This is a genomic window from Leclercia sp. Marseille-Q4284 (genome assembly GCF_916618945.1).
Taxonomy (GTDB): Bacteria; Pseudomonadota; Gammaproteobacteria; order Enterobacterales; family Enterobacteriaceae; genus Enterobacter; species Enterobacter tamurae.
Window position 1 is genome coordinate 2147949 of sequence record NZ_CAKAKG010000001.1, and the last position, 23159, is coordinate 2171107.

At 52.1% G+C, this 23159-nt stretch carries 26 protein-coding genes and 2 pseudogenes; 3 read left to right on the plus strand and 25 right to left on the minus strand.

The features are described from left to right. The first annotated feature begins 111 nt into the window (after nt 1–111). Both LG383_RS10090 and LG383_RS10095 read left to right on the plus strand, forming a co-directional pair. Nucleotides 112–1140, plus strand: a complete 1029-nt coding sequence (locus LG383_RS10090; RefSeq protein WP_225759029.1) for a sensor domain-containing diguanylate cyclase — start codon at nt 112–114, stop codon at nt 1138–1140. Nucleotides 1141–1184: 44 nt separating this feature from the next. After that, the gene (locus tag LG383_RS10095; RefSeq protein ID WP_032617670.1) at nt 1185–1283 is read left to right on the plus strand and encodes a YoaK family small membrane protein; all 99 of its coding nucleotides are present in this window, start codon (nt 1185–1187) and stop codon (nt 1281–1283) included. A 127-nt stretch (nt 1284–1410) separates the two neighbouring features. Here the strand turns inward: LG383_RS10095 and LG383_RS10100 are convergent, their stop codons facing one another. The 9 genes and pseudogenes from LG383_RS10100 to LG383_RS10140 form a co-directional block, all read right to left on the minus strand. Then, nucleotides 1411–1659, minus strand: coding sequence for a GlsB/YeaQ/YmgE family stress response membrane protein (locus tag LG383_RS10100; RefSeq protein WP_106993575.1), 249 nt, complete (start codon nt 1657–1659; stop codon nt 1411–1413). A 492-nt stretch (nt 1660–2151) separates the two neighbouring features. Further along, complete coding sequence (locus LG383_RS10105; RefSeq protein WP_106993573.1) at nt 2152–2415, minus strand: hypothetical protein; 264 nt, start codon at nt 2413–2415, stop codon at nt 2152–2154. A 288-nt stretch (nt 2416–2703) separates the two neighbouring features. Further along, entirely contained in the window at nt 2704–3615 is a 912-nt protein-coding gene (locus LG383_RS10110) for an alpha/beta fold hydrolase (protein WP_225759030.1), read from the minus strand. Nucleotides 3616–3749: 134 nt separating this feature from the next. After that, nucleotides 3750–3920: pseudogene (locus LG383_RS10115) on the minus strand (isocitrate/isopropylmalate family dehydrogenase); the annotation flags it as partial. Nucleotides 3921–4079: 159 nt separating this feature from the next. Further along, nucleotides 4080–4985, minus strand: coding sequence for a helix-turn-helix domain-containing protein (locus tag LG383_RS10120; RefSeq protein WP_225759031.1), 906 nt, complete (start codon nt 4983–4985; stop codon nt 4080–4082). Between the two features lie 1117 nt (nt 4986–6102). Beyond that, complete coding sequence (locus tag LG383_RS10125) at nt 6103–7101, minus strand: tail fiber domain-containing protein (protein WP_225759032.1); 999 nt, start codon at nt 7099–7101, stop codon at nt 6103–6105. A gap of 11 nt (nt 7102–7112) precedes the next feature. Further along, on the minus strand, nt 7113–7415 hold the full coding sequence (locus tag LG383_RS10130) for a hypothetical protein (protein WP_225759033.1): 303 nt from the start codon (nt 7413–7415) through the stop codon (nt 7113–7115). Then, a complete protein-coding gene (locus tag LG383_RS10135) occupies nt 7415–9085 on the minus strand; it encodes a hypothetical protein (RefSeq protein WP_225759034.1) in 1671 nt (556 codons plus the stop codon). The genes LG383_RS10130 and LG383_RS10135 overlap by 1 nt, the downstream gene beginning before the upstream one ends. A gap of 64 nt (nt 9086–9149) precedes the next feature. Beyond that, nucleotides 9150–11021 carry a DUF1983 domain-containing protein gene (locus tag LG383_RS10140; RefSeq protein ID WP_225759035.1) on the minus strand — a complete coding sequence of 624 codons (1872 nt, stop codon included), beginning with the start codon at nt 11019–11021 and terminating at the stop codon, nt 9150–9152. Nucleotides 11022–11127: 106 nt separating this feature from the next. On the opposite strand from LG383_RS10140, the gene LG383_RS10145 reads away from it, so the two are divergent. Further along, nucleotides 11128–11346, plus strand: a complete 219-nt coding sequence (locus LG383_RS10145) for a hypothetical protein (RefSeq protein ID WP_225759544.1) — start codon at nt 11128–11130, stop codon at nt 11344–11346. A 12-nt stretch (nt 11347–11358) separates the two neighbouring features. Here the strand turns inward: LG383_RS10145 and LG383_RS10150 are convergent. The 16 genes and pseudogenes from LG383_RS10150 to LG383_RS10225 form a co-directional block, all read right to left on the minus strand. Beyond that, nucleotides 11359–11524, minus strand: a pseudogene (locus LG383_RS10150) (phage tail protein); the annotation flags it as partial. Between the two features lie 9 nt (nt 11525–11533). After that, on the minus strand, nt 11534–11887 hold the full coding sequence (locus LG383_RS10155) for a head-tail joining protein (protein WP_225759036.1): 354 nt from the start codon (nt 11885–11887) through the stop codon (nt 11534–11536). A 10-nt stretch (nt 11888–11897) separates the two neighbouring features. Next, nucleotides 11898–12377, minus strand: coding sequence for a DNA-packaging protein FI (gene gpFI / locus LG383_RS10160; RefSeq protein WP_225759037.1), 480 nt, complete (start codon nt 12375–12377; stop codon nt 11898–11900). Nucleotides 12378–12423: 46 nt separating this feature from the next. Further along, nucleotides 12424–13449, minus strand: coding sequence for a major capsid protein (locus LG383_RS10165; RefSeq protein WP_103179215.1), 1026 nt, complete (start codon nt 13447–13449; stop codon nt 12424–12426). 67 nt (nt 13450–13516) lie between these two features. After that, on the minus strand, nt 13517–13849 hold the full coding sequence (locus tag LG383_RS10170) for a head decoration protein (protein WP_103179214.1): 333 nt from the start codon (nt 13847–13849) through the stop codon (nt 13517–13519). Between the two features lie 9 nt (nt 13850–13858). Beyond that, the gene (locus tag LG383_RS10175) at nt 13859–15184 is read right to left on the minus strand and encodes a S49 family peptidase (RefSeq protein ID WP_225759038.1); all 1326 of its coding nucleotides are present in this window, start codon (nt 15182–15184) and stop codon (nt 13859–13861) included. Next, nucleotides 15165–16757 (minus strand): phage portal protein, encoded by a 1593-nt coding sequence (locus LG383_RS10180; RefSeq protein WP_225759039.1) that lies wholly within the window; start codon nt 16755–16757, stop codon nt 15165–15167. The genes LG383_RS10175 and LG383_RS10180 overlap by 20 nt, the downstream gene beginning before the upstream one ends. Next, nucleotides 16754–16960 (minus strand): phage head-tail joining protein, encoded by a 207-nt coding sequence (locus LG383_RS10185; RefSeq protein WP_103179211.1) that lies wholly within the window; start codon nt 16958–16960, stop codon nt 16754–16756. The genes LG383_RS10180 and LG383_RS10185 overlap by 4 nt, the downstream gene beginning before the upstream one ends. Then, nucleotides 16960–18882 carry a phage terminase large subunit family protein gene (locus LG383_RS10190; RefSeq protein WP_225759040.1) on the minus strand — a complete coding sequence of 641 codons (1923 nt, stop codon included), beginning with the start codon at nt 18880–18882 and terminating at the stop codon, nt 16960–16962. The genes LG383_RS10185 and LG383_RS10190 overlap by 1 nt, the downstream gene beginning before the upstream one ends. Continuing rightward, nucleotides 18857–19402: a terminase small subunit gene (locus tag LG383_RS10195; RefSeq protein WP_225759041.1), complete on the minus strand. Its 546-nt coding sequence runs from the start codon at nt 19400–19402 to the stop codon at nt 18857–18859. Before LG383_RS10195 ends, LG383_RS10190 begins: the two co-directional genes overlap by 26 nt. A 3-nt stretch (nt 19403–19405) precedes the next feature. Beyond that, nucleotides 19406–19666: a hypothetical protein gene (locus LG383_RS10200; protein ID WP_225759042.1), complete on the minus strand. Its 261-nt coding sequence runs from the start codon at nt 19664–19666 to the stop codon at nt 19406–19408. A 44-nt stretch (nt 19667–19710) separates the two neighbouring features. After that, a complete protein-coding gene (locus LG383_RS10205) occupies nt 19711–19884 on the minus strand; it encodes a GnsA/GnsB family addiction module toxin (protein ID WP_166182179.1) in 174 nt (57 codons plus the stop codon). Between the two features lie 440 nt (nt 19885–20324). Continuing rightward, complete coding sequence (locus LG383_RS10210; protein ID WP_166182178.1) at nt 20325–20552, minus strand: hypothetical protein; 228 nt, start codon at nt 20550–20552, stop codon at nt 20325–20327. 1091 nt (nt 20553–21643) lie between these two features. Continuing rightward, the gene (locus LG383_RS10215) at nt 21644–22099 is read right to left on the minus strand and encodes a lysis protein (protein ID WP_106992790.1); all 456 of its coding nucleotides are present in this window, start codon (nt 22097–22099) and stop codon (nt 21644–21646) included. Further along, nucleotides 22089–22586, minus strand: coding sequence for a lysozyme (locus tag LG383_RS10220; protein ID WP_166185172.1), 498 nt, complete (start codon nt 22584–22586; stop codon nt 22089–22091). Before LG383_RS10220 ends, LG383_RS10215 begins: the two co-directional genes overlap by 11 nt. 6 nt (nt 22587–22592) lie before the next feature. After that, entirely contained in the window at nt 22593–22823 is a 231-nt protein-coding gene (locus tag LG383_RS10225) for a class II holin family protein (protein ID WP_166182177.1), read from the minus strand. Nucleotides 22824–23159: the final 336 nt, after the last annotated feature.

The following is a 23159-nucleotide window of genomic DNA, read 5'->3' on the forward strand; positions in this document are numbered from 1 at the left end:
CCACGCCAGAATATATGAAATGTCGTCAATTCATGTTCTACTACCCGCAGTCGAATCTTTCAGCAAAACAGACAGGTACAGAGGTCTTCTGTAGGGGAGTTGAGCAGCGTCATGTCGGATATTATTCTTGCCCGTGTTTCAGAAACGCTTAGCACTGAGCAATCACTTGAGAGCCTGGTGCGTCAGCTGCTCGAAATGCTTGAAGTGGTCACCGACATGGAGTCGACCTATCTCACCAAAATCGATATTAATGCCCGCCTGCAGCATATTCTTTACGCCCGAAACAGCAAACAGATGCAGATCCCGGAAGGGCTGAGCGTTCCCTGGGGCGAGACCCTGTGCAAGCGGGCGATCGATTCTGACTGCTTCTTCAGCAATAACGTGGCCGAGCACTGGGGTGACTGTGATGCGGCAAAATCGCTGGGCATCACCACCTACATGAGCATACCGATTCATCTGACGGATGGTTCCCTGTACGGCACCCTGTGCGCCGCCAGCTCCAGCAAACATCCTCTCAGCGAACGCGGCGAGCACGTCCTGAAACTCTTCGCCGGGCTTATCGCCCAGAACATCGAGAAAGAGTCGCTGGTCAGGCAGCTGCGCGAAGCCAATGCCGCCCTGATCGCTTACTCCTATACCGATGCCCTGACCGGTCTGCCAAACCGCCGCGCCATCTTTGAAAATCTCACCACCCTCTTCTCGCTGGCGCGCCATCTGAACCGTAACGCCATTATCGCCTACATCGATCTGGATGATTTTAAGTTGATTAACGATCGCTTTGGTCATGAGGCGGGCGACCAGTTTCTGGTTGAGGTGGGCAAGCGCCTGAACGACGGGCGCGGCGACGATGAGATCGTGGGCCGGCTCGGTGGGGACGAATTCCTGGTCGCCTGCCTCTGTCAGGATCGCGAGAGCGGCGAGCAAACCTCATTAAGCCTGGTGAAAACGCAGCTGAGCGCGCAAGTTGCTGGTGAATACTGGCTGGGGGATGTGCACCTTGTCTATCCGGGTGCCAGCCTCGGGGTAATTGAGGTGGATCCTGCTGAACTTGATGCCGACAGCGCGCTGCGGGCAGCCGATGCTGCCATGTACAGCGATAAGAAAGGCAAACTTAAAACGCCCTTTCTCAATATCGACTAACCCCGTAAACTCGACGGGTTTTGCATTTACTGACAGGTGGTAGCATGCGGCTTGGTATTCTGTTCCCGATCGTGATTTTTATCACGGCGGTCATCTTTTTAACGTGGTTTTTTGTCGGCGGTTACGCTGCGCCCGGGGGATAAGTGAGAAAAACGACCATTATTATGCTGATTGTCGCCATCGCGGCCGTTGCCGGTAGCCAACTGGGCTGGTGGTAAGAGATGCAAAAAGACCGCCGATAATGGCGGTCTTTTTGTCTGAAGCGTCGGTTTAGCTTCTCACTTTACGGTAGATAAACAGCACTACCAGTGCGCCAACCACCGCTACCATGAAGCTACCGAAGTTGAAGCCATCGACTCTGCCGAAACCGAAAAGGGTACTGATCCAGCCCCCAACGACGGCACCGATGATCCCTAGTATGACCGTAACGATGAATCCACCGCCATCTTTGCCCGGCATGATCCACTTAGCCAGAATACCCGCGATAAGCCCAAAGATAATCCAGGATATGATTCCCATAGCTGCTTTCCTCTCTGTATGGTTTTTGTCGTCAAATCAAATACACACAAAGCTTAGCACAGGATTCAGAATTGCAAGTTTGTGATTACCATCACGTGAGAAATTTAAGAAAAAAGCGATAAACCGACGTTCCGCACAAACTTTGGGGTTGTAATCCTTAATGAGAAATATTATCTTTCTCAATACTGAATAGTTGAGCAAATCACTCAGGTATTCAGTACGACATTGCTCACATTGCTTCCAGTATTTCTTGCCCACGTTACGTGGGCTTTTTTTTGCCCTGCCCGCGTGATTTGATCGTTCCGCTATTTGCTATTACGCTTATCAGCACAATTCATTCATAGCCAGAATGGTGTTGATAACATGAACGTAACCAGTCGATTCGTGATCTGTATTAACCTTGTTTGTGCCAGTTCGTTGTTGTTGATTCTTTCTGACAAATTTAACTGGTTTTAATGTGAGCAGGCCCGGCACCCCGCCGGGTTCTTCGCCTTAATCATCCCCTTCGATCAAGAATCCCGCGCGACGTATCGCCTCCTTGCAGTCTGTGACGCCTGCGGCGTATCCGGCTTCGATATCGCACACCGGGCTGGCGCTGGTATAAGGGAGCTTCACTTCTGTGGCGAGCTGTTGTTTCAGCCTGGCGTTCTCCTGGCGAAGGGAGAGCAGTTCGGCGGCAAGATCTGCAAGAGTGGCAGGCGTTGGTGCGGAGATGTCGCCTGTAGTGAGGCGATGAAGCCATGTGTCGTCAATCATGGTCCCTCCTCCTGGATATTAGCGTCACTAAACGCAGAATGGGTTCCAGAGACGGAACCCACCGCGGCGTAGGGCAGATCTTGTACGGAAGTGAAGAAGAATAGAGTGGGTAGCCTAGTGGCGTTCCGGTTCACACCAGGCATTCATTAACTGCCGCAACACGTAGATAAGCCCCGACACAATCAGAAGCGCGGATAAGGCTGCCAGCAACGCAATTGTCATAAGAAACTCCATGTTCTCAGGTTTGTTTCTTGAAAATCTTAGAACGTATTTTTCATTTGTCATCTTTTATTGATTTAAGAATGACGCAACCGCGCTGGAGAACCGTTCTGGCTGATCGAGCATGACAAAATGAAAACTGTCATCGATACGCGTGAAATGGATTTCGGATGCAGCGGCATAGGCTTGACGGTACATCGTCTCCACGCTGGCTGCAGGTATGCCGAATAAAGGGTCATACGCATACACAATCTCAATCGGCGCCCGAATGCGGCCAAGCTCGGGACGCAAATCAGTAACCATCAGTTCATACACTGCATCCGCAACGGTTTTGCGATCAGAATTGATCCCCGCCGCCACCAGAGCAGGTCTCACCGCCTCGGTCCTGGCTAAACGGGCAATGGAGGTATTCTGAAACGCTACGAATTGCTCCGCCGACTGGGACAGTAGCCAGTCCCGCATGGCGGTTGCATGCGGGACCGCCGTTTCGCTGGTCGCCGCAGGGTTAATCGTCAACGTATAGAACGGCAACGCATCGACGATCATCAAGCGACCGACCAGGTCGGGATAACGGGCCCCCAGCATCAAGGCGATCTCCCCTCCAAGAGAGTGGCCAATGATCACAGGGGCTTTGATGTGCTGGGTGTTGATATATTCCGCGATGGCATCAACTGCCGGAGCGATGATCTTCCCGTCCGGGTTGGAAATAGCAGGTGTACCCGCAAATCCCGCAAGTTCGACAAGATGAATGCGGTGGCTCGTACGTAAACCTGAGGCTAAACCGGCCCAAACGTCGCGAGACGACGCCAGCCCCGGAATCAATATGACATCCGTTCCTGTGCCTTCGGTCTGTACAGAGATATGCTGCGAGTTTGGTTGTTCTGAAGCCCTGGTGGGAGACTGAGCGGCGGACGCCGGGACTAAGATTGACATCAGTAAAAGAGTTCCTCCGATCATTGCACGGATATTTGCGGTACGCATTAGATGACCCTGTTTAAAATATTTTCGAACCCATCGTCCCTGAAGCTATCTTGATGTTGATAACCGTTTGAGGGCTATGAATAAAAAAAACGGGAGCCCATCGGCTCCCGTTTTCATATAACCCGAGATTCAGATTACATGTTCGCGATGATCGCGTCACCAAACTCTGAACATTTCAGCAGCTTAGCGCCTTCCATCAGACGTTCGAAATCGTAAGTTACGGTTTTGGCGTTAATCGCGCCTTCCATACCTTTAACGATCAGGTCTGCGGCTTCGAACCACTCCATGTGACGCAGCAGTAGTTCCACGCAATCATTATAAGCCATTACTTTCTATAAGAATGGTAACACAAAATCAGATTTTATGGCTTGTTTGACCTGCTTTATAACTCCTTGTTTTTGCCATAATTGCTTAGAGTTTTGATAACCACTTTTAAAGGCTAAAAGTGACTTACCCTCTCAAAACTATTTTTGCCGGGGCGAGTTGAGATAGGCATCGTAACGCCATGCTGCGGGCGTTAATCCCATTCTTTTTTTGAAGAGCCTGGTGAACTGGCTAATGTTCGCAAAACCGCACTCTTCAGCCACCTCTTTCAGTGATTTCGTTTTCTGTGCCAGTAAGTGGCAGGCATAGTCTGTTCTCAGATGTACGATGGTCTGCTTGACGGTTCTGCCCGTCTCGCGGATCATCATTAAATCAAGGGTTCGCCTGTTTAACCCGAAGCGCGACGCGATGGCATCCGCCTCAAGGCGCGTGGCCAGATTATTTTTTAAAAACTGAAGAGTTGATGTAACCTCTGTGGACATGGAAGAAGTAAGGGCTCGGGCATCATTATGTTCACCCTCATTCATGAATTTCGCAGTGCTGAATTTTTTTATTTCGCTGATTCTTTCTAGTCTTCTTTGCGCAATTAGCTCGGCTATCTTTGAAGCAGCATACCCTCCCGAACAAAGCCATATATCGCCTTTGGTAAAAACACCGGTATGAGTTGGAACGGATTCAGATGAGTAATGCTCACCTGAACGCCGGGTAGCATTAAAAGTAGCTAGGGTATGCTCACTGATGAAATCATTTTTTGCAAAGTGAAAAGCGGCGTGGTCAATACCTGCGACGACCATTCCCTTTTTGAGTGCCTTATCGATAACTGGTTTCAGATAGAACGCGGGCTGTTCATTATCGTGACCGGACCTGCTGCCGAAAATGATTAAGTAATGGTTAATACCCGATACCAGTTCCTGTGACTTCAGAGTCAGGCTGGTTTTAACTTGCGTACCACAGGCTGAGGTTACAGGCTCATTATCAGGTGCAACTAAATCCCAGCCAAAGGTGAGAGACGTTTCTCCGTCACCAAGGGATTGCAATGAAAGCACGTGCTCCAGAAAAACTCCCATGGACAGTAATGAAAACCCCGGAAGTAAGAGCAGTTTGAGAGATAGTTTTGTGTGGTTTTTTCCGTGTGGTGCCAATGCTCAGCTATCCGTTATCAGATTATGTTTACCATATGATACTGGAAAAAACCTTAAAGAAATCATCTTATTCACTTCACATTCTTTCTGAATGAATATTTCCCGGATGAAACTTTAATTATTTTTTTGATCATCGTGGCGGCTTGTCTATACCACTTGTTTAGGCCATCGTCTTCTGCGTGGCGCAGGAAAGATGGAGCGTGTGGTTAGCCGGGTCCCGCACACAGAACATAACGCACCGTGTGGCAGATTTTGCACGGGATCGAAGGAGGTGAAAAAGAACCGGTTACTTCTGCATACAGGACAGATAAATTTCATAACAGGTATGACCCTCACGCCGTTGGCTGAACTGATATCATACACGGTTTCGTTTTAAATAAAGGAGCAATGGTTAACATTTCTTAATGTTCCTGTAGCCAGACTTAAAAAGACTGACTCACAAACATTACCAGATGCAATAAACCAGCAGCACTCGCATTTTATGGCAGGGCCACAGGTCATCCTGAACGATTCAATGATGCTCCGGACCGCACCAGATATTTAATAACGCTCTAGAAAGACCGATAAGGCCCGACACAATAAGCACAAAAAAACCGGCTAAAAACGCAACATTCGCCATCAGAGACTCCTTATTAACGTCGTAAAAAAAAGCCTGCCGATTACGCAGGCAAATGAAATTAGCACACACCAACAGCTTACTCTGATACACGTGCCGGGTGCTTCCCGGTGATTCGTTGCCAGTTATACGAGCCGCAAGCATATTTGCAGGTACCTAAACTGGATTGCCCCGCCGCACAGGGGGATTCAACTTCATTAAATTTAGATGATTTTAAACGAAGCGCTAAGGCCTCCTATCTAAAGTAATGGCTAATGCTGCCGATATGTCAACTACCTGCGTCCTGAGAGCGGGATTGATAACAAAACTAAGGTATTTGTGCCCGTTCCCGTACGGGCTTTTTTCTCTCATCAAAGAGATCGTAATTCCAGTTGATGATAATTACTGCTGATCAAACTCATGCCGTTACGCTTTCAGCGCCTGAACTTCAGCCTGCAGCTGCGCGACCTGCGTGTTTAGTGCCTCGATTTTGGCAATCGCGTGATGCAGCGCCAGCGCCGTATCCATCTGGATAACGTTATTATCAAGAGCCAGGGTGTCGTCTTTATCACAACGATTACCATCCTCGTCGAACTCAGGCGCAGCAGGAACCAGCTTCACATACTCGCGGTCAATATCCCGCAAAGCGTCCTGGGCAATGATCCCCCGGCGCACACGCTCTAAGTAATCGCCGTTATACACGAACGTGCAGGGTTTCAGCTTCCTGATGTTTTCGTAAGAGGCTTTTCCGTCGTCATATGCAATATCGTGTTTTAACGTAGCATCTGAGGTTGCGGCCTTCTGATACGTATAGTTCCCAGCAAAACCCCCATCGCCGCCAGCGGAGGTGACGATATCTCCGTTCACTGGGGTGAAGTACCAGTAGCGGACCTTAGCACCGCTGTCCCCAAATTGAGTGAGAGCGGTGTTAGCCCAACCTACCGTGCCATTTCCCACATTGCCCCACATGGAGCGAAGCGGATATCCATTACTGTGTTGATATCCCCAGGAAAGGCCAGCTATAGCCCCGTTACCCGGAGAGTCCATGGCGGTGTCCGCGTAATAGGCGGCATAGTGGGGCTGTGCTGAGTTCCACCACGAGTTCACAGCCGGACTGCCCATAAACAAACGTCCCGGAATTTGCACGTTGCCGTTGGACATGAAGTCGAAGTAGTTGTTCTGCGCGGAGTCGGTACCACCCGCTCCTTGCATCACCGTCAGTCTGGCAATGGAGTAGTTCCATTCGATACGTTTCACGACCTGGAACTGGGCATACATCTTCTCAACGCCATTTACGGCGTACTGCGACTTCATGTATCCGCCGTAAACCGTGCTACCTACCCCCGGTAGAGACGCATCATTGATGGTGGATGTCCAGGCGCTGATGGCCCTGTTTAATTCAACACTATCTATTCTGTTTGCCATTTTTTATCTCCTTATGCCCATACCCGGTACGGGCTGTCAGGGAAGACTGCGAAGGCGTCTAACGATGCCAGTTCCAGCGAATCGTCTGTCACGCGCAAATTGACGTGAAACCCGGGGAGGTTGGCGTATTGGATAGTTTCGTTTTCTTCCCCAGCATTTTGAATTTCTGTGGCGACGGTAATCGCGCCGATTACATCCAGGCTGATATCGGGGTGATATAAACCACCCTGCCCCTCATCATCCACAAACCCCGCCGCGGTTAATTGCGTGCGCATTTCGTCGGCGTCATTAAAGCGCAGATATAAGTCTCTCATTAGCGGAGTCCATTAATTTGATTAGGGGTTAACAGTCGATGCCAGATACGGAAGTTGCGAATGTGAAAAACAACATTCGGGTTGCTCTGAATATCAATACTGGTTGGTTTAGAGGCCGGGTTTGTTGGTGCCTGTTTTCTGTTGCTGGTCTTCCCATCAAAATACATGCTGTTTGTATTATCAACATCAATGGATTGCACATAGACTTTACTGGCAAATGGGTAGGTTATAGGTACAGATGGCCCACTCCCGCCAATATATGAGTTAATGGTGGCTGACACCGCCCTGAATATAATATCGTTGTTGGAACCCGCCACCCTGACAAGATCAGCGTAACCAACATTTGGTGTAACATACCTATTAACAGCAATCTCAAATGCCAGCGTCCTGCTAAATGCGTCACCTATTGCCTGATATCCAATATTGCCAGACGGTTGCAATGTAGCTTTTTCACCCGCTCTGGTCACAACCGCCGAGCCGGTAGGAATATAGCTGGTAGGAACTGCGTTTTTCTCCAGTTGCGGCGTCTGTACATAAAACTCGGAGCCAACTGGGATCACCGTGTCACCTGTTGCAGGCTGGGCCATAATGCGCGCAGTATGCGTTCCTGCCGCTTTCGCTGGCATGGTGGCTTGAATACTAACGTATCCATCACTTCCGAGGCTTGCAACCAGAGTCACGCCTGCCGGGGGGGAGATAGGAACCCCCGTAACTGCGTTAACTGCCAGGGCGTACTGAGTGCTTGCCTCCAGCGATAAAACAATACGAATATAGCCATAACTCCCTTTAGCGCGACACGAAATAGAAATCATATCCCCCGCAGCTAATGTCAAATCACTGGACACATTGAATGTAGGAAAGTTTTGCTCTGCGTTCATCACCCCTTTCATTGTGACAGCCTGCGCAATTCCATCGCTCGCCAAAACGGTTTTAGTCACAGACGCGCTGGTATTCCATTTAGTCGGGTCGTCACTATTTAAAATATAGTTAGTGCTCTGCCCCTCCATCAATAAGCCCTCGCGTTCAAAACGCGGTTCATTAATAGCGGCGTATTGCAGAACGCCGGATTTATCGTAATACGTTGCCGTCGTAGAACGGGTAATGACCGAGGATTTTGTCGGTAACTCCAGCACCTGCCCCGAAATCGTGAGCTTGTCATAGGGCGCGAACCCGGCCAGCAGGCGCATATCATCATTGAACGGCACCCATACATCCGGGAACGGGGGAGCCTCGTAGGGTACAGACGTGAGCAGCTGCGCGGCGGCCAGCGATGCTGCAGCACTGCTGGCGCTGACCGCTGCGTTGATTTCTGACGTTTTGGCATTTGTCTCAGACGTTTTCGCGTTGGTTTCTGAGGTCTTGGCGGCATTCTTCGATGCGAGTGCGTTACCCTCAGACGTTGCCGCGTTCGTGGCGCTGGTTGCTGCGGCGTTTTTAGAAGCTAGGGCGTTTGTTTCACTGGTTTTGGCGGCGGCGGCGCTGGTCCCTGCCGCGTTCGCAGCGGTGATCAGCTTCGACCAGCTTGGCCCCGTTTTTTTCGAACCGTCTGCAAGGGTTACGGTGACGTCACCGGTGCCCGATAAAATCAGGTCCTGGTTGACGATATCAATTTGCGCCTGGCGAAAACCTTCCGTGACAGATTTAGCTAAATCGTCATCAATCGTGGCCATTCGTAATGTCCTTAAAATGAAAAACCCAGCCGGAGCTGGGTTAGATGGTCTGAGGTTATGAGGATCAGGAGAAGGAGCCGGTGCCCCGGGTAATGGTCAGTGTCGGAGCGGCAATGCGCTTACTGGCCGTGCCAGTACCAACAACGGTGATGGTCCCGGTAATCACGCTGGTCGTAAGATTGCGGACAGCATGACGAACGGTAACCCAGAGCCCTCCCGTGCCGGCAGGCACGCTTATAGAGCCCATATCACGAACATTTCCGTTAATGTTAAGGGTGATGCTCACTGTCGTTGAACCTGAGGTAGAGGAGACGTACACCATCGCCTCAAGCAGGGCCGATTTATCCAGTGATGATGAAGAGGAGTCAGTAAACGTAATCGAACTCGAAGCTGTGCCAGCGCCTGATACAACAGCGTCCGACGCTATGCCCACGTTCGCCACATCCCCAATGAAAGATGTGGCCTCTACTGTTCCCCTGAAACTCCCGCTGGTTGCCTCGATTCTTCCTCTAAAACTCCCGTCGGTGGCATAGATCGTCCCGCGAACGGTCACACCGTTAAACGTGGCATACCCGGATTTATTGATATGCCAGCCGACATTACCGGTCCCGTCCCAGTTGCTGGACTGGATGTAATTGCCGATCTTGCCGTTATCGATGGAACCATCCTGGATGAACACCGATCGCAGGAATGTCTGCCCTCCAGTGGCCGCAAACACCAGTTCCTGACCGGTGGTCGTCGGGTTATAAACCGCAAACGTGTCGGCGCTGACGAGGAAGTTAGAGGAGCCTGCGGCATCAATGCCCAGCTGGATACCGGCGATGCGTTTAACACCGTTCGCCTCCACCTGGACTTTTACGCCCCACTGCGCGCTCAGCTTACCGTTGATATCAGCAACAGCCTGGCTGGTCGTCTGGACGTTGGCATTGGTTTTCCCGATAGACGCCGTCACCTGCTCAATACTGGTTGCAGTGGCGCTCTCCAGATCCGTAACGGCTTTATCAATGCGCGTAATGGCTGCAGCGTTGGTCTGCCCGTTTTGCTCTACCGTGGCCTTAAGTGTGGTGACCTGCTCCGCCACTGCGCTGGTTGCATCCGCCGCGGTTTTCCGGACATCGGTGATCTCGGCCATCGTTTTCGTTTCGCCAACGGCAAACGTCACGCGCTGATCCGAGAACGCTGTGAAGTTGGCGAGCGCATTGGTGACGTTCCCAACAATACCGGCGTCCCGGCTGGCCGTGTTACCGTCCACGTCAACTTTCAAGCTGTCGATACGGCGTCCCAGCGCGCTGTCACCATCCGTACGGGCCGTGCTTTCCGTGCTGATATCCGCCGTATTTTTGTCGGTTGTGGCCTTAACCGCAGCCAGGGCGGTGGTCTGCGCCTGGTTGTTATCAGAAACGGCTTTATCAATGCGCGTTACCGCAGCGGTGTTTTTGCCAACCGCGGTCGTCAGTCCCGAAAGCGTGGTGGCCTGGGCCTCCTGCTCAGTTGTCAGCGTCGCCAGCTCCTGCGTTACAGATGCCTGGTTAGTGTTAACGGTCGATTCCAGTTTCTTCCGCTCTGTCACCTCCGCTTCCTGCGCCGTGATGCGCGCCTGGCGTTCGGTGTACAGCAGACCCGATGCCAGTTTTGACGGGTCGTCACCGGCATAGCCGCCCCGGATCTGCGTCGCCAGCGTCTCGCGCGCCGTGGCTTCCGCCTGGTCGCCAGTGACACGGGCTGTCGTCTCCTGCTGCAGCGCTGCCATACCTGCGCCTGGCGTTGGCCGTCCGACCGCCACCCAGTCAATCAGGTAATAGTTCGTCGCGTCCTGTTTAGTGGACAGGTCCAGTCTGAACTGATTCATCGTGGTTTCGGTCAGCCACGGGATATTGTCGAACTCCACCGTAGCGATACCGTTGGCATCATAGGCAGGCTCGGCGACGGTGAGCATGTTGGTGTCGTTGAAACCACCCGTACCACGCCACCGCAGCTGCCCCGTCCAGCCCGGCGCACCGAATTTCCTGATGCGGAGTTTAACGAAGCGATAGGATGAGGAGTTGATAGCCAGTGATCCCGGCGATGCCACCCACGGATCGGTGGCATGGTTCGCAGGTCGTATCCAGCCGTCAACGATGGTCGGGGTCCCGTTCCCGGTCCAGCCCTCCACTGTCGAATCGAAGTACCAGATTTTTGCCGGGTCGAACTGCGAACCGGTGCCAGCAGAAACCTGCCCAATCTGCTGCGCCAGTGACTCGGTGGTGGTCTGGATCGTCTGATTGACGTTGCTGATACCAGTTTTCGCGGTACGCGGGTATCTTTCGACACGACTGCCACGCTGCGGCTGACGGCCCGGTTTGCCACGCGGTTAACGGCCTGTGCCGACGCACGCGGAACAGCCGTTTTGCTGATGCTGTTGAGATTCTCTATCGCCTGCTCAAGGCCTTTAATGGACATGCAGCCTCCTTAACGACGGCGGGTACCGGCGGGCGGGCTCCCGTTACCCAGCCAGATATGGCAGGATCCACAATCGTCAGGGCCAATTCGCTCAACCCAGAAAGCTCGCCCGTTAATCATCAGGGTGTCCATGCGTTCCAGCTGCTGAACAGTGGCGGTTTCCACAAACAGAGTCGGACTGGTACCTTCAACCCGAATCCCCACGCCGGCATAACCAATATTCTCCGGATCATCGAAAACGCCCATCAGGGTGACACCTGACAAAGCGCCTGACATCACCTTTGCCTCTGTGCCCATCACACTGCGGATAGCGCCATCCGCTCGCGACATGGCCTCGTCAAAGAGATTATCGAAATCAGCCATGCGGTCCCCTTCAGACTTCTCTGGCCAGCCCCTTTGCGATCAGCTCGTCTGCATCCTGTTCGGATACGCGAATGATCACACCGGGCTCAACGATGGAGACCGGTTCGTTACGCGTGGCATGCAGCGCGTCAATATGCAGGGTTGCCAGCGTTTCTACTGTTACCCGGTCATCGGCTGTGGTCGCTGTCGTTTTTTCTTTCGCCGCGTCAGCAATATCACCGTCAGTGCTGCCGATGCTGCCGATGCTGCCGGTGCTGCCGGTGCTGCCGGTGCTGCCGGTGCTGCCGGTGCTGCCGGTGCTGCCGGTGCTGCCGGAAGCATTCTCCTCTCCATTTTCACCGTCAACCGAACCGGCATCTCCATCCAGCTCCTCTTCAAGCTCAGCAATACGCATCGACAGCTCCTGGATGGTGCCGCTGGTATTTACGTCACGGCCAAGCATTTTGCCCAGCTCTTTCAGCCGGGCGATGAGTGTCTCTTTTTCAGTCATGGAAGCTACTCCGAAAAATTGGCCCCGAAGGGCCACCGGGTGGAAGTTACGCGAGTTTGACGGACACAAACTCGTCCGCGTCTGCCAGCAGCATCAGCGGCGCGGACTGGATCATGGTGAATTCACGGGCCGGGTCACCGGTCTGCACCCAGTTTTTTGGATAGCGAGCAGAGGCGTTAATGCCCTCGCGCTGCGCGTCCACATCCTGGATACAGCCATAGGTCCGCAGACCGCGCGCCTGTGTGTTACCCAGTACCATGGTGTTATCCGGCAGGTAATTCTTCTGCACACCCCCTTCAACGTACTGACCGGCATACACGACAATTGCCACATCGCCATACATACCCTTGTAGGAAACCGCCTGACCGAGATCCTTGAGTGCGGTTTCCAGCTCAGAGTTAGAGCCGCGGCGGGTATCCAGCTTGTCTTTGACGGCCTTGAAGGAGCGGAACAGTGACCAGCCCTTTGGATCGAACACGATGATGTTGACCACGCCACTGGCATTCACCGCATACGTCTCGATGTCATCGGTCGGATCATAGGTTTCTTTGTCCCGGGCGGACCAGGCCGCAGCACCCGCCTGAACAATGTTGTTTCTGGCGCTGCGTTGCATATCCACCTCCACCGGCTCAAACGCCTCCCCGGTCATGGTATATTTACCGCTGAGCACGGCGGATACGGCCTGCATTTCTTCTACCTGTGCAATCGCCAGCTCTTCATCTTTCATGTTCTGCAGAATGATGCGGCGGCGGCGATAGGCAGGATCAGCCAGGTTCTGTGGATCTTCATCCGGCAGGCGACGCAGGGTCATCTGCGGGTTTACTTCATGCTTTGGCTTGACATAGCCAGGCGTAAATTCTGAGGTTGTGCCACCGCGGGAGCGGATGACCTTGCCGGAAATAACAGGCGAGACATAGAGTGCCATGTTCACCAGGCCCGGGATTTGCGACAGGTACACTTTTTCAGTGCTGAAGGGATAGCTTTCGCGGAAGAAGATGCGAAGGAAAAGCGGATCGAACTTAAATTTCTTCTGATTGACCGCCAGCAACTGGGCAGTAGTATAAATCGACATAGATTTTTCCCGTAAAAAAAGCCGCGCAGGCGGCTTTTATGGATGAATGTGAGTGATAAGAAAGGATTCAGATGATGCTGACGGCCGTGCCGGTGAACGCGTTACGTTTGATATGCTCATCGGTCACAGCTGAAGGCCAGAGAACATCTTCAATGCGGAATGAGCCGGATTTATAAAATGCCAGTTCCACGCTGCTCTGGTCTGCCGCTACGGCCAGAATACCGCATGCCGCGCCAGCGTGAGTACCGTCCCAGACCGTTAACTTGCCCGTAGCGGCATCCAGCATGAGTGGGGTCATTGCCGGGGTGGATGCTGTCAGTTCACCAGGTGCATATGCAGTATGTGCCGGATCACTGTTGCCCAGCGGCTGTTGATGGGTAAAAACTTCAGTCGTTGCCATAAGAGCCTCTTAAATGGGGGTGTTTAACAAATCTTCACCTGCTTCAGCAGATGCATTACCTGAGGACAACGCACCAGGTGCTGTTTCCATCAGGCGATCCAGTGCCGTATCGGAACGCGCCTGGGCACTTTGCGGTGCAGCGGCCAGAATGCGCTGTGCGCTTTCGACCGTCATACCCGGCGTTTCGGCCAGTGCACGCGCCTGTGACTCACGTCCTTTCGCCTCTTCGCAGTTCAGGATCCCCATAATTCGGCCATTTTCGGCACTCACCGCTGCGGCGACCCGGGCACTGACCTCTGCCGGTGAAGCAACAACTGCAGCAGCGGTTTCGACGGTATTTGTCTGTTCTGCTGACGCGGTGGCCTGAATTGCATCCGCAGCTGATGCGGTGGTTACTTTTTCCATATTTCCTCCAGGGGAGATTGTTTTTCGTTTCTTAAGTGACTCGCGCATCACGTTCAGCGCGTCAGTGTTATTGACCAGCTCTTCAGCCAGACCGGCATCCACCGATTCCTGACCGGAAAATACAGCCGCTTCGGTATCCATCACGGCCTGCACGGACATGCCGGTATAAGCAGCAACCTTTTCGGCAAACATCCGGCGGGTGGCGTCAATCCGCGTCTGAAAATCATCGCGAACGTCTTTCGGTAGTTTTTCGTAAGGGTTGCCATCAACCTTGTGATCGCCGCTGTAAATCAGGGTCACCTCGACGCCCTGCGTTTTCAGGGCAGCCCCGTAGTTGCTGTGCGCCATCATCACGCCGATTGAGCCCGTACGCGCGGTCTGGGTGACCAGACGGCGGGAAGCGGCGCTGGCGATAAGCTGCCCGGCGCTGCAGTTCATATCGTTTGCCAGCGCCCAGACGGGCTTGATATCGCGCATCCGCGCAATAATGTCGGCGCAGTCGAATGCCCCGGACACCATCCCGCCAGGCGTATCCATATCGAGGAGAATGCCGTCGACGCCGGGATCGCTCATGGCCTGCTGCAGGCGGGCAATGATCCCGTTGTATCCCGTCATGCCGGAATAAGGCTGCAGCGACCGGGTTTTACTGACCAGCGTGCCGGAAACAGGCAGCACCGCGATGCCGTTCGTTATCTGGTAACTGCGCGCTGTCCGGGGTCCCATTTCCTCATCATCACCAAATAGCGCCAGCGGCTCGGCAATCTGCTCGGCACCGAGCGTTGCGCCCGACACCGTATCCGTCAGTCGGGTGATCCCCAGCTGACCTGCCAGTGCGCAAAAGAAAACCCGCGCATAGGCGGGTTCAAGCATCAGCGGCTCATTAAAGGCCATGCTGGCAATATGCGGGAGATTACGCAGCTCTGGCGTCATCTTTATCCTCCTCGTTTGATTTTTTCAGCCCGGATTCAAAAGCGGCTGCCGCCCAGGCCGGAGGTTTTAGGCCCGCACTCCGGCGCTCCATAGTTTCACGTACCTGCTGAGAAAATATTTCCTGATAGTCATCCCCGCGTTTGGCGCACTCCTTCTCATAGGTACTGAGACCGGCCTCGATCAGCATTACAGCCTCCTGCACCTCCTTCAGGCCATCAATAGCCATACGCCCCGAACCGATCCAGTTTGCGTTGCCCCATGAGGTTCTCGCTTCATGGAAGCTGAACCTGGCTTTGGATGGGAGCGTGACAACCCGGCGCGCAATCGCCTCTTCCAGCCAGCAGACAAACATCTGACAGGCCTGCCGGGCTGCGACGAACTTGCGGCGACCCATAAAGAACGCCCAGGATTCATTGGCGCTGGCGCGTGCGGTGGAGTAACTCATCTGGGAATAGTTACGCGAGAGCTGCTCGTATGACACCCCCAGCCCGGCGGCGATATAGCGCAGCAGTGACTGTTCAAAGGTTGAATAACCGTTATCCGTATCCTGTGCTGACTGCAGATTCAGTGAATCACCAGGCATCAGGTGCGGGACTTTGGCACCACCGAGCCGAACCGGCGCCGCGGTGTAATACGATGCCATCTCACCGAGCCACCCTGTCATTTTGCTTTGCTGGTCTTTACTGTCAGAGCCGAGGATAAAGTCCATTGCCGCCTGCGTATCCAGTTCGCTTTCGATGGTGGCTGCATACATCGCTTTCACGATCGCACTCTGCAGCTGCGTGTTTTGCAGGGTGTCGAGCATCTTCATCTGCTCCATCACGCTGTAAAACACGTTAGCGCCGCGGGTTTGCCCGTCTTCGAGCGGCTCGAACACATGGATAAACGATGGTCTGCCCCCGGGCAGTTCCCGGGGAATATACGTCCATTTCTGTGCCATCCAGCCCGGGTAACCGTCCTCACTCACGTAATAGCCCAGCGCTGCACCAGCATCGTTTATGCTGACACCGGCACGGCAGTTCCGGGTGTCCCCCATGTTATTCGGGTTGCTCACGCGCTTCGGGCTGACCATTTTGAATTGCGTGCGGAAAAGCCGCGTTGAATCACTGTCCCAGGTGGGCTGCACGCACAACTCACCGTTGAATGCATGCGTCGCGACCCCCTCACGGATCATCATCGTAAACGTTCGCTTGCGCTCGGCATCAATTCCGCAAAAGTCATCTTCAGCATACTCATACCAAGCGGCTTCCACCTCCCTGGCAAACGCGCGGCTCTCCTCTTCTTTAATGCCAAGATAACGCCAGCTCGGGCAGTAACTCAGTCTGAAAAATGACCCGACTATGTGATCCTGGTGAAGTTGCACGGCGTTTGCTGCGTAGCCGTTATTTCGTACAAGATCGTCAGCACGGGCATTTCCACGTAAGAAATTAGGCAGGAGCGCCGCATCAGCACTTTCGATGGGCGGATTCCAGGATCGCAACTGGCCGCCAAAGCCGCCGCCACCGCCGTGATACCCGGCATATTCGCGCAGGGATGTTCTACCGTCCGGCCCCACTAAAGCTGGTAATTTCATACATAAAACCCTGCCGGTCCCCGGCGCCGTGAAGTGGAGCCAACCTGAGATTCAAGGTCAGCAATGTATTTTCTCAGCTCGCTGACTGAGGTAGCTGTAAATTCCACCCTTCGACCATCTTTCTGTACCGTTGCCACCCGTTTACCCATCATGAGGTCATGTAATGCAGCGCGTGCTGCCTCCAGGTCAGCCTGTGTCGCCATTATTCTTCTCCGGATAATGCCCGGGCGTAATCCGCCAGGGTTTTGTGATTTTTACGCCCGCTGTCTTCCTCCAGCAGACTTGCCAGAAGAGAATCGAGATTAAGCTGCCATCGCGAAATGCTGATCCGCAGGGCTGCAAGTGCGTAGACAAAGCAGTCGAGCGCCTCATTTCGTCGCTTTTTGCTGTCCCAGACGATCTTTTTCTTACCGTCCACCCACTTTTCGACCTGCTCCTCAGCTGTCAGCTGCTGGGCTTCAGCTAAATCATAGATTTCAGGGTTATTCGGGAAATGCACTGCCCCGGCGAGGGGTTCACCGGCCTCTGGCACGAGGGTGAAACGGTTATAGATTTGCTCTTTTGCCGTATCGGTTCCCACTTCCGTGAGATAAACACCGTTTTTGTTGCGTTTGCGCGGCATGCTGGCAACGGGTTTACCGTAGACAGATGCCCCTTTAATGGGTATCAGGCGGAACAGGCCATGCTTTTTCGAGCGGTTGTAAACGATGGTCGGGTCGATACCGCCGATATCCCAGCAGATGCGTGAAACCGACATTTGCACCCCATTTTCCCGGGTGTATGTCCGGTTGATAGCCTCATCAACCCTGAGCAGAGTGGCTTCATCGTCATGACGGCCCATGATGATCTGCCTGTCGATAAGCCAGCTTTCTTCGCCGGGCCCCCAGCCCCAGACCCGCATTTCATAACGGTCAAGCTGGGAGTCGATACCGGCAGTCAGGTAGGCCACCCGGTCCGGTACCGCGGCGCCAAAGTGCTCCTTACGTTCGGCCATTACGTCAGCATCGGGACGGTCGCCAATTTTCGGCTCCCATGTCTCACCAAGCGTGGTGTTCACGAAAGTCTTGCGCTTGCCGGTGTCCCCTTTGGTCTTGATCCAGTCTTTGACGATTTGCACCCACGTCGTGAAGGGACTGTAGGCGGTCCAGATATGAAAAGTGACGCTGTCAGGTGGATCAATTTCGGTACCGGATGATGAAAACCAGCACAGGCCGTCCCGCGTCCAGATCCCCGTCTCCCCGCAAAGGTAACGGGCCTGCGCAAAATCGAGCTCCTGCTGCTTAATCACACAGGCGTTATGCTCGCAAAGGTAAAACACACTGGCAGGCTCACCCGGCGTCCACTTGAAGCCGAACGGCGTCTCTTTATCGCCGAATTTCAGGTACTGCTCTTCCCCGCAATGCGGGCAGGGAACGTGGAACCGCAAAAAGTGCTGCGACTCTTTCGCGGCACGCTCAATCTGGCAGGTGCCCCTGACTTTTGGCGTGGATCCGCGGATGGACTTGGGCCAGACCGAGCCCTCAATACGCTTATCACCCAGAAAGGTCGGGGAGCCCTCTTTCTCGATATCTTCATCAAAGGCGGCCAGTTCGTCATAGCCCGCCACATCGACGGATTTCTCGCGATAGTTTTTTGCGGCCTTTCCCCCCAGACACCAGAATCCACGCCCGTTTGAAAAACGCTTCATACTGAGGGTATTGTCCCGGTGTTTTTTGCCATACCAGGGAGCCAGCGCCAGCAAGGTGGGAATATCACGGATTGTCGGCTCGACATGCGACTTCATAAAGTTTTCGGCATCACCGTCAGTCGGCAACCAGATAAGGGAGTTTCGCTGCTTATGCTGGATGAAATACGCATACACCCCGAGCAGCATCTTTGAGTAGCCAACACGGGCAGATTTCACGACATTTACTTCACGGATATAGTCGTTGCCCATGGCATTCATGATCGCACGCTGGAAGGGTAAGGTTTCCCAGCGCCCTTCCTGATAAGCAGACTCTTTCGGGAGGTAATAGTTATCGTCTGCCCACTCAACAGCTGTCTGCGGCTCGGGCCGGAAAAGCGAACGGAGTCCCGCACTCACAGAGTGCTGCAACCCCTTAGCCTGACTGTTCGATATATTCACTCAGCAACCCCGGTATCATTTCATCCAGCGCAGCTGCTTTGTTCATGGCCTTAATGACGTCCTTCTTGAGGAAATCAATATGTCGGTTTTCCAGTTCCGGGAAGCGCCGCTGAACCGACAGAGGCACTCCATCGAGAATACTGGCAATTTCTCCGGCTATCCGCGACAGCACGAACGTGCAGAATGCGGTCTCCACCACCTCAGCGGACTCTTTTGCATTTTTAAGTTCCTGAGCGTCAGCCTGTGCTCGGGTGAGACGGTACCGCTCATATTCAATCGTTCCTGGCTGAAGGTCAGACTCTGAAGCAATCCGCAGGTCTTCGACCTCCTTCCGTAATTTTTCATTTTCAATCGCAGTGTCACGCGCTGAATACCATTCGATAACGGCGGCGGAATTATACAGCACCTCATTTCCCTTCCCGCCTCCACGCGCTACCGGCATCCCCTGATCCTGCCAGTTCTGAATCGTGCGAACGCTGACGCCGAAAATCTCGGATAAGATTTTTTTGTTAACCTCCATTGCTCACTCCTTGCATAAAACAGAGAAAGGAAACGACAGACGCCAAATCACCATTTCCTGGGCTTCACCATTTCCTTTCCTTTGAAGGGGTGTTTTCAGTAAAAACAGCGAGATAGCCAGAAGAAGAACGGAAACGGCAAATACCTGAAAATTTTCATAAATAGCGAGAATCTGCGAGGTCGCCGCCCCGTACCAAGCCGATATGCCGGAAAGGACCCGCAAACGATAATAAATATCAATTGCATTGATGCGCGTACGATGCACAATAAAAAAGGCCGCTATTGCGACCTTGTCTTTAGAAGGTGAGGTTATAGAAGTTTAATTTTTACGTCATAGCCTTCCAGGCCTGTCATCGTTTCGCGAGCAACAAATTGAATTTCAGTAATTTCTTTTCCAGTTTTTTTTTGTAGTTCTGAAATTTTCTTGGCTATCAGAGCGGCAATGTCTTCTTCTGCCTTTTGCGTCAGCGCTTCAATTTTCATTTTTACCTCTTCTGATTCATTTACTGTTTCCATTTTCAAGCAAGGTGACAATTTCTGATTAACAGTCCTTACCCATAACTGGATATAAATTATAGACTATCAATATTGCATACGCTGAATACGTAGAGAATTTGCTTTCAAATTCTTTGACATAGCCCCCCACTAAGTTAGTTCTGCTCACGTTGATGACGATAAAAAGCCCCTGTATTTCTACAAGGGCTTTGGGCATATGGTGCCGGGTGCCTCCCGGTGAGCCTTTGGGTCAACCACCCGTGACTCGCTGCTTCAGTCTTTCACGATGAGCGCCAGTGAAGAAGAGCCATCAGGTTACTTAGCCCCGCCGCTGAGGGGGATCCACCATAATCTTTAAATTGTGAATTCTAAAATCATCTCACTTATCGATAAACTGAAAATGACCATTGATGCCGCTTACGTACAGTTCAAAGGTATTTATTCACTGCACTTATTACTTCTTCTTTGTTAAGCTCCCGATCAGAAGCAACAAAAATATCGATGTGATCGCCTGTTAATGAATGTATTTCAGTAAGCATTACTTTTAACGATACTTCATCACCATTTGGGTAATTCCGTATAATAGATGTTACTGGTTTAAGCACATTTATGACTTCTACCTGTTGCGAGTTGAAGAAAACCAAAACTTTTTTCATCGATTTGCCTCAATCCATATGCGTCTGTTTTCAGGCAATTGTCATTTTGTCTTCAAAGAAACGCTGATACTTTTAAAAAAACCATGCTGCTACATGATCTCAATTAGCACTGCTTATATTCCAGCCCGTATTACTCCGGGGCCGCTAGGCGAAATACGATTCATAAATAAGCAATACACCTTTCTCATAACCATTTCAGGAGTGGTGAGTTGAGTCTATACATAAAAAAAAGTTAAGCATCCTTTAAAAAGAAAAGGTGTCGAATGTGTTGACTTATAGCATACATTAACGCAATAAACCTACTAAAGCAGCGAAATCAACTGGTTTCACACCATAATCCCTCGTAAAATCTTTATCGTTTTTCATCATCAGGTGTGCTCTGTAATGGCAACCATACTCATGCATTCGCCGCGCTCGCCTAGCGGATTCTTCGCTCTGTGGTCATGCACAGCCAGCTCGGAATTGGCGCTCTCAGTAATGCTTTTCTCATCAACCTTTACCAGAGGCTAAGCTGGCTCTCTAATGAGAGAACCGTTAGAAGGCCATTGCTCTGCGTTTGCCGCCATACAGCTGCTGCGAACTAGCGCTTTGAGTGTTTTGTTCGTTTGACCTTAGGCTGACATATCGATCCTATTATCCGCTACTGGGGATACTTTCTAGTAAGGCATAAGTCAGCGGAATAGATAAAAGTTGCAAATAAATTGCAATTTCTAACGAAAGTGTTATTGTCCCCGCGCTATGAAAGCAAGAAGCACATAAGAAGAAAAATAGTTTGACTCAAAGTTGCCCCACACCGGGGCTTTTTTTTTTGTTTTTAGCGTCGTATCCCGCCTAACTAGCGTAACCGGCTAACATTTTAGCCTTTCTTTTTTAAACGAACTTTAATCCGTTTGCATTGATTAATGTTACCACTTACCTGTCGGGGTATGAAGCACCTTCTCTTCCAGGACTATTCCTATAAAGATATTCCAGCGAAATAATTATGGTAATAAAGTAACGATATGCATTTGCATGCCCTTATAAGCAGACCGAATTTCCTGCTTATAAGGGTTTTCTTTTGTGAACTTCATATGGGATATAGTTTCAAGCAGCTACTTCAGGCACTGTGTAATAATAAATTCCTGCAGGTAATCTACCTGCTTTGTTACAGTGGCTATTCGCTCCCTGAGGGTGAAATAATTCCGCTCAGCGGAGCCTGTAAGTCGGGGGCCGGAAGCATCGCCCAGGCTGCTGGTTGAGGACGCTCCGTCCGCGGGACAGGTTGCGTAGAGTTGCAACCGGCGCTTACCAGTAGCAACATCGCGTTGAAGCTGATCAATATTTTCCCGGGCATCTGCCAGTTCCTTCGTGTATTTCGCATCAAGAGCTGCAACGTCGCGCTGGCGCTTCTGCAGATCACTTATTGTGTCTTTCGCAAGCTTCAGGTTGTGTTCGGCAGTGTCGGCGCGCTGACGCTCATCTTCAGCTTTGCCGAAGAACCAGAACGCAAGCCCACCGAATACCATTATAACAACCAGTAAAAGCAAAGGCTTCCAGTCAAAGGTCATTGCTGCTCTCCGCCAGGCACATGGATCGCTCCATCTCTCGTCGGTTCTGAAGACCTTTCCACTTCATACCACCAGCGTAAACCCAGCGACGCATTTCTTCGCACGCTCCGTCGTGATCACCTTTGTTCAGCTTGCGCAGCAGCGTTGACTTCGAGAACGCGTCAGAGCCAACGTTAAAGACGAAGCTGTAGAGCGCGGCGCGCTGATACTCGCCCAGCGGCACCTTAACCAGATTGTCTACCGTACGCTTGGCTGGCTGGAGGTCTTTCCATAGCAGGCTGTCACATTCGCGATCGGTATATTTCTTCCCTCTCACGATATCCCGTCCAGTATGGCCATCGCAGACAGTCCACACCCCGACGACGTCTTTATACGCTTCGTACTTACGCCCTTCTACGCCATCCTGCCCACCGAGAAACAGCGAGGCGATAAGCATTACACCGCCACCAGCAGCGGCGATGAGTTTGTTACGCAGGCTACTGGTCATTGGCATCTAATCATCTCCGACTTTGACAGCAGGTCCGTACTTCTCCAGCGCCTTTACCTGCGCATTTGCAACTTTACGTTTGAAGTACCAGTTAATGAGCCCGGTAATGATTATCCCGGCAATGCCAGCCAGTACGCCGATGGCGCTCCATTCGTCAGGGCTCAGTTTTGTGAGGACGCCGTTCAGGATGGTTCCTCCTGAGGTGCCAAGGGCGACTCCGGTGACAAGTTTGCTCATACGGGACATTTCTCTCACCTCGCTGGGATGCGGGTGCTATTTGGTAAGGGATCAGGCTCTCCGAATGAATTACCGACAAAGTGAATGCTCGGTTCCGGGAGACTAAGATAAAAAAGGCCCGCGTTTTCAGCGGGCCCAACTGAGTTTAAATCTAAGTAGGTAGGCATGTTGCCTAGCCACCATCCGTATTGCAGCTGTGTCGAGCAGCGTTACTGACCGGTCAGGATATAAGGTTAATGGCTATGGCTTGGTTCACGATTAAATAATAGCACTACTAACGAAGCGCATATAAAAAAGCCTGCTTTTGCAAGCAGGCAATATTAAACCCAGGTATTG